At 62.8% G+C, this 6257-nt stretch carries 8 protein-coding genes and 1 pseudogene; 1 reads left to right on the top strand and 8 read right to left on the bottom strand.

Features of this window, described 5'->3' with window-relative positions:
• A pseudogene (locus tag AB4Z11_RS19640) lies at window positions 1–293 on the top strand (thiamine pyrophosphate-requiring protein); the annotation flags it as partial.
• Here the strand turns inward: AB4Z11_RS19640 and AB4Z11_RS19645 are convergent.
• The 8 genes from AB4Z11_RS19645 to AB4Z11_RS19680 form a co-directional block, all read right to left on the bottom strand.
• Window positions 185–754, bottom strand: a complete 570-nt coding sequence (locus tag AB4Z11_RS19645) for a cytochrome C oxidase subunit IV family protein (RefSeq protein WP_442027069.1) — start codon at window positions 752–754, stop codon at window positions 185–187. The pseudogene AB4Z11_RS19640 and the gene AB4Z11_RS19645 sit on opposite strands and share 109 nt — an antisense overlap.
• The gene (locus tag AB4Z11_RS19650) at window positions 747–1349 is read right to left on the bottom strand and encodes a cytochrome c oxidase subunit 3 (RefSeq protein ID WP_442027070.1); all 603 of its coding nucleotides are present in this window, start codon (window positions 1347–1349) and stop codon (window positions 747–749) included. Before AB4Z11_RS19650 ends, AB4Z11_RS19645 begins: the two co-directional genes overlap by 8 nt.
• A complete protein-coding gene (gene ctaD, locus AB4Z11_RS19655) occupies window positions 1324–2928 on the bottom strand; it encodes a cytochrome c oxidase subunit I (protein ID WP_442027072.1) in 1605 nt (534 codons plus the stop codon). Before ctaD ends, AB4Z11_RS19650 begins: the two co-directional genes overlap by 26 nt.
• Window positions 2925–3854 (bottom strand): cytochrome c oxidase subunit II, encoded by a 930-nt coding sequence (gene coxB / locus AB4Z11_RS19660; protein WP_442027073.1) that lies wholly within the window; start codon window positions 3852–3854, stop codon window positions 2925–2927. Before coxB ends, ctaD begins: the two co-directional genes overlap by 4 nt.
• Window positions 3851–4615 (bottom strand): SCO family protein, encoded by a 765-nt coding sequence (locus AB4Z11_RS19665; protein ID WP_442027074.1) that lies wholly within the window; start codon window positions 4613–4615, stop codon window positions 3851–3853. Before AB4Z11_RS19665 ends, coxB begins: the two co-directional genes overlap by 4 nt.
• The gene (locus tag AB4Z11_RS19670; RefSeq protein WP_442027076.1) at window positions 4612–4953 is read right to left on the bottom strand and encodes a hypothetical protein; all 342 of its coding nucleotides are present in this window, start codon (window positions 4951–4953) and stop codon (window positions 4612–4614) included. Before AB4Z11_RS19670 ends, AB4Z11_RS19665 begins: the two co-directional genes overlap by 4 nt.
• Complete coding sequence (locus AB4Z11_RS19675; protein ID WP_442027077.1) at window positions 4946–5974, bottom strand: hypothetical protein; 1029 nt, start codon at window positions 5972–5974, stop codon at window positions 4946–4948. Before AB4Z11_RS19675 ends, AB4Z11_RS19670 begins: the two co-directional genes overlap by 8 nt.
• Window positions 5971–6257: c-type cytochrome (locus tag AB4Z11_RS19680; protein ID WP_442027078.1), on the bottom strand; the 287-nt coding region annotated here is incomplete at its 5' end. The genes AB4Z11_RS19680 and AB4Z11_RS19675, both read right to left, overlap by 4 nt.

Genomic DNA, 6257 nt, shown 5'->3' on the forward strand with positions numbered 1-6257 from the left:
ATTTCCCTTATGCGAAATATGCCGAGATGCTGGGACTGCGCGGCTTGCGCGTGGACCGGCCCGAGGACATCGCCTCTGCATGGGACCAGGCCCTGTCCTCCGATGTGCCCACGCTGGTGGAAATGGTCACCGACCCAAACGTTCCGCCGCTACCGCCGCACGTATCGGCCAAGCAGACCATGGCTTATGTGCGTGCCATGCTTGGCGGCGACAAGGATGCGATGGCTGTCATCTCCGCCTCCGCCAAGGAAATCTGGGAGGGACTATTCCCGCCGGGCGGCAAGTCGTCATGACCAGCGCCGGCCGGCCGGAAGCTGATCTGCGCGCCGCCGCCCCCGCCACCTTGCTCTTCGCGGACGGATACAGTTGCCGCGAACAAGTGCCGCAAGCTACCGGCCGCATGCCCCTGCGCCTTGCCGAGGTAGTGGCCATGGGCCGCCGTGCCGGATAAACGCTTCGGCGGTTCCTGCCACGGCGATCGCCACAGTACCCGCGTTCCGTAATCCGCAGCGCTCAAACCAAGCAGGATCAGCAGAATCGCCAGGCCCGTGACCGCGGCAATCCGTACCAGACCATCGCGCATCTTCAGCTCCATGAAGAACCACGCGACAAGCAAGGCCTTGGCTGCCGCGATCAGCAGATTCAGTGCGCTGTTCCATCCCCCCAGGTCCAGCCATGCGCTGCCTGCCGTCAGCGCGAGCAGCACGATCAGCGCAAGCCAGATCCATAGAATTCTGCGCAGCTCATCAGCCATAGCCGCCTCGCCCGTTCAGGTACAGCAAGGGATACAGGAAAATCCACACCAGGTCCACGAAGTGCCAGTAAAGTCCCGCCAACTCAACATGCGCGGGAGACGCCAGTTCGGAGCGCAGCGCAAGCATGGCACAGGCAGCGCAGCCTATGGTAAGGTGCACCGCGTGCAGGCCAGTGAGGCCAAAATACAGGAAAAAGTACAATCGGACGCCCGCCGCATGCTCCTGGTCCAGACCCGGCATCAAGCCTTCCGACCACTCCGCGTGGTACTCCACGCCTTTGATCGCCAGGAAGATCGCGCCCAGCGCCGCGGTGCTCCATAGCAGCCACCGGGCAGCCGCATGGCCGTGCTGGCGCAGTCCAACGGCTGCTGCCATCGTTGCGCTGCTGGATAACAGCACTGCGGTATTGATCGTCCCCAGCGCGAAGTCGGTCAACCGGCTGGCGGCCACGAACTCCTGCGGCATATGCACGCGTCCATACAAATACCCGAACAGTAGCGGCGCGAAAAACAGCAGCTCGCTGGAGAGGAATACCCACCAGCCGAAGCGAGCTGCGCGCACTTGCTGCTCAGGGCTGCTGAACGCGGTAGGCATAGGGCGGCTCACTCACGCTTGGCTGCGTGTCGAAGTTATGCGGCACAGGCGGCGAATCCGTCTGCCATTCAAGCCCGGTCGCGCTCCAGGGGTTGCTCTCGGCCCGCTTCCCATACAGCAGCGACCAGGCCAGATAGACCAGTGGCAGCAAATAGCCGATCGCCAGCACAACGGCGCCTGCCGACGACAACACATTCAGCAGCTCAAACTTCGCGGGATACGTATGATAACGGCGCGGCATGCCCTGCACACCCAGCAGAAATTGCGGGAAGAAGGTGAGATTGAAGCCGGCGAAAATCATCACTGCCGCCACCCTGCCCCACATTTCAGGGTACATTCTGCCGCTCATCTTCGGCCACCAGAAGTGCAACCCACCCATGTACGCTGTTACCGCGCCGCCTACCATGATGTAATGGAAGTGCGCGACGACGAAATACGTGTCGGTCAGATGCACATCCAATGCCAAAGACGCCAGGAACAAGCCGGTCAAGCCACCAATCGTGAACAGGCCGACAAAACCGAGCGCGTACAGCATCGGCGCATCGAACCGGATCGAGCCCTTGTACAGCGTCGCCGTCCAGTTGRAGACTTTGATCGCCGATGGAATCGCAACGAGAAAACTTAGCAGCGAAAAGACAATCCCCGCATACACCGACTGGCCGCTGACGAACATGTGGTGGCCCCAGACGAGGAAGCCGATCGCTGCGATGGCCAGGATCGCGTAAGCCATAAAGCGGTAACCGAAAACCGGGCGATGTGCGAAGCACGGAATTATCTCGCTGACCACACCCATCGCAGGCAGCACCATGATGTACACCGCCGGATGGGAGTAGAACCAGAACAGATGCTGGAACAACAGCGGATCGCCGCCCACCGCCGGATCGAATATCCCGACATGCAGCAGGCGCTCGGCGGCCACCAGCAGCAGCGTCATGGCCAGTATCGGCGTTGCCAGCACCAGAATCAGGCTCGTGGCATAGATCGCCCATACGAACAGCGGCAGCCGGAACCAGCCCAGGCCTGGCGCGCGCAGGGTGTGCACGGTGACGATGAAATTAATCCCCGTCATCACCGACGAAATACCAGCCACAAACACGCCTGCAAGCACCAGGATCACATGGCCGTTGCTGAACATGGTCGACAACGGCGTGTAGAAGGTCCATCCCGTATCAACGCCACCCGCGATCAACGAGGCCAGGGTCAGCACACCACCCGCCACGAATACATACCAGCTGGCGAGGTTCAGCCGTGGAAACGCCAGATCGCGCGCGCCGATCATCAGGGGAATAAGAAAATTGCCGAGTACAGAGGGAATGGAAGGAATCAGGAATAGCCAGACCATGATGACGCCATGCGCCGTGAACAGCTTGTTATACGTGTCGTGCGACACCAGCGTTCCGGCGGGATTGGCCAGCGTGGCGCGAATTACAGCTGCGGCGGCGCCGCCAAGGAAGAAGAAGGCTGTGATGGTCAGCATGTACAGCACCGCAATGCGCTTGTGATCCTGCGTCAGCAACCACGAGCGCAAGGTGTCGCCAGCGGCGAGGTAATTTGCTTCGTTGGTCACGGGCGCGTTCATTGCAGGTTCCGTATGTATTCAAGAATTGCCAGCAAATCCTGTTCGGACAACTGGCCAGCGTAGCTCGGCATGATCGGCCCGTAGCCGGCAACGATGTCCTTGCGCGGCTGCAGAATCGCGTCACGCACATAGTTTTCGTCGGCGTAGACGTGGCGCCCGTCGGCCAGAGCGACGTCGGCGCCCAGCAAACCAACGAGCGATGGCGCACGCGATCCGGCGCCGTGGCAACCGCTGCATCCATGCCGCCGGAACAGGGCTTCGCCCTGCTTGTCCAGCGCGCCTGGCGAAGTTCCTGAAGCAAGCCAGACGGCGAATGCGGCGGGCGGCATCACCACCACTTCGCCGCGCATTACCGAGTGCTCGGTGCCGCAGTATTCAGCGCAGTAAAGATCATAGGTTCCGGCTTGCACAGGCGTGAACGAGAGCGCCGTGTAGCGGCCCGGTACCAGATCCTGTTTGACGCGGAAGGCGGGCACGAAGAAGCTGTGAATCACGTCCTGAGATGTCATCAAGAGGCGCACGGGACGGCCCATCGGCAGATGCAGCTGGTTGATTTCGCGCCGTCCGTTGCTGTGCTCCAGCGTCCACATCCACTGTTTGGCGACGACGAAAACAGGCATGGCATCTTCCGGCGCCTGGTTCTGGCGCATATAGTCGTAGGCGGCCCAGGCACATAGGGCAATGAACAGTAGTAGAGGCGTGACTGTCCAGAATACTTCGAGCGCTGTAAATTTGCGCGGGACGTGGTCCCGRTTCACCTTCGCGCTGCTGCGATAGCGCACGCAGAACACGATGATCAGTATGCAGACCGCCAGTGCCATGGCGCCGCACAAGCCAAGCAGCGATACGAACAGGATGTCCACGCGGCCGGCGTTGGCGGATGCGGCAGGCGGCAACCAGCCGGGAGCGGCCATGCCCGCGCTCACTGCGTCCTCCCGTGTCCGAGACGCCAGACCAGCATCGCGACGGCCACCGCGGCTGCAAGCGCAACGCCACGCATGGCCAGCAGCGCGGCGCCGCCGTGCCCCGTGACCGGATCGAGTCGTGCACACAGCAGCCGTACCTGCTCCACCAATTCACCCGTTGCGCCGCCTTGCGCACGCGCCAGCGCATCGCGCAATGCCTTGCCTTGATAGTGCAAACCCAGGAAGTAACGCGAAATCCGTCCCTCCGGGGTTACCAGAATGAAGCCTGCCGGGTGTTCGTATAGGCCTTGGGCCGCATTGTAGCGATAGCCGAAGCCTGCAGCACGCGCGACTGCCGCCACCGCGATTGCATCGCCCGTCAGCAGCGTCAGGCGCTCACCGTCCACGCCCATTGCGTTGCGAAGCGCACGCTGGCGCGGCACCACTTCGCGCGGCCCCTCTGTCGGGTCGATGCTCACGCCAACCAGCCGATATTTACTCGCACCGCTTTGCAATGCAGATTGCAGCGCATCGTCATAAACCAGGCTGCACAGATTCCGGCAGCGGTAGTAGCCCAGTACAAGCAGCACCGGCGCACCGCCAAAATAGTCGCCCAACCGCACCGCCCGTCCCTGCACGTCGCGCAGAACGGTCTRCAACGGCAGCTGAGCGCCCAACCGCTGTGCAAACTCCGGCGCTTCTGCCGCCTGCCCCGCAGCGGGGAGCGCGAACATGGTCAACGCGAGGCAAAGGGACGCCACGGCTTGCGACGGCAAACTCATTTTCGCTCCTTCTCTCGGGCTGCGGCGTCCCGCGCGATCAGTAGCATCTTGGCCTGCTCCAACGGAATCCGTGCGACACCCGGCTCACCCGGAACCCAGCCCCACTGCTCGCGCGCGTGTTTCTGGCGTCCTTTGAATGCCAGCTCATTCGGCTGCGGTGAAGTCTCCAGCACTGGTCCGTGCACGGCAATCGCCGGCGGTGCATTCGGCCCGTTGGGGCGCCAGTGGCTCCAGCCCAGCCAGGCCAATGCAACTGCGGCCAGCAGTGCGCCCAGCAAGCACAGCGCCATGAGTAGCACGCTCTTTGGCCGTACGCCCGGATCGGTGACTTCAGACATGCCTCACCCTCTTCCAGACATAAGGCATGCAGGCCAGCGCACATACCGTCAGCACAGCCAAAGGAAGCGCGAACAGCCAGTGCGTGGCCGGCCCATGCAGCGACGGCAGCACCAGCCAGCAGGTGTGGACGAGGACCATGACAAGCAGCCAGACCGCCAGCCTGCGCATGGCAGCGATATTGCGCTTCACCTTGCGCAGCAGGAGCAGCATCAGCGGCAACCCGAACATGCCCAAGGCCAGCAGCCAGTTCACCGCCAGCCACGGCTCCTGTGAGCGCGACAGATACCAGATAATCTCGTGCGGCAGATTGGCCGACCAGATGATCAGAAACTGAACGTATTCCAGATAGGCCCAGGTGAACACATACATCAGCAGCAGATTCCCCCAATCGGCCAGCAGCTGCGGAACGCCGGGCGTCACAATCAGGATCGCCAGCGCCATCCCGCCCAGCATTTGCACTACGCCGCACACCAGTCCGAAAATGCTCGAATACCATTGCGGCATGAGCGACATGATCCAGTCCGAGGCGGCCATGCTCACACTGAGCCCATATGCAATGAGTGCCGCCGCCGCGAAACCCTGGCGCCTYGACACGGCTGGCTGGCGAGTCAGCCAGGCCAGCGCAGACCATAGCAGCAGATAGCCGGCCGCGCGGCCGATGAAGAAGGCAGGGCTAAGCCAGATGCGTTTGAATGTCGGCAGAGCGACGCCCGCATCCCAGTTGCCTGCCGTCGCCCACGGATACAGGAAATGCAGCCCACCCAACACCGGTAGGAATAGCAAAGCCGCCAGCGGCACCGACGCCGCCAGCGCATGTGCAGGCGCGCGCAGCGGGCCGCCCCAGGCGCCGCCGCTCAGCGTGTGCAGCCAGACATTCGCAAGCAAGCCGAGACAAAGGCTCATCCAGCACCACCAGGCGACCAGATAGCAGGCCAGGAAGGCGCGCGGATCGAGCCACCAACCGAGGAGCGCGGCCGGAACGGCAATGAGCGGCGCGAGGCGCATCAGATTGAAGTTCATTGCGGCGCCTCCTGCCTCGGCAGCTGCGCACGCACCCGGTCCGGCAAGCCTGCTGCTTCGGCATGCTGGCTCAGTTGCAGCGCACGCAGGAAGGCCACGACGGCCCAGCGGTCTGAAGGCTCGATCTTGTCCGCGAACGGATACATGATCCCGTAGCCATCGCTGATCACCTCATACAAATGCCGGTCGCTCGCACTGCGCAGAGTCGCTGCTGAAATCGGCTGCGGCGCCGGGAAGCCACGCTGCACCACGCGCCCATCGCCGTTGCCGACCGCGCCATGAC

Source organism: Pseudoduganella sp. RAF53_2 (genome assembly GCF_052113985.1).
Classification (GTDB): Bacteria; Pseudomonadota; Gammaproteobacteria; order Burkholderiales; family Burkholderiaceae_D; genus Rugamonas.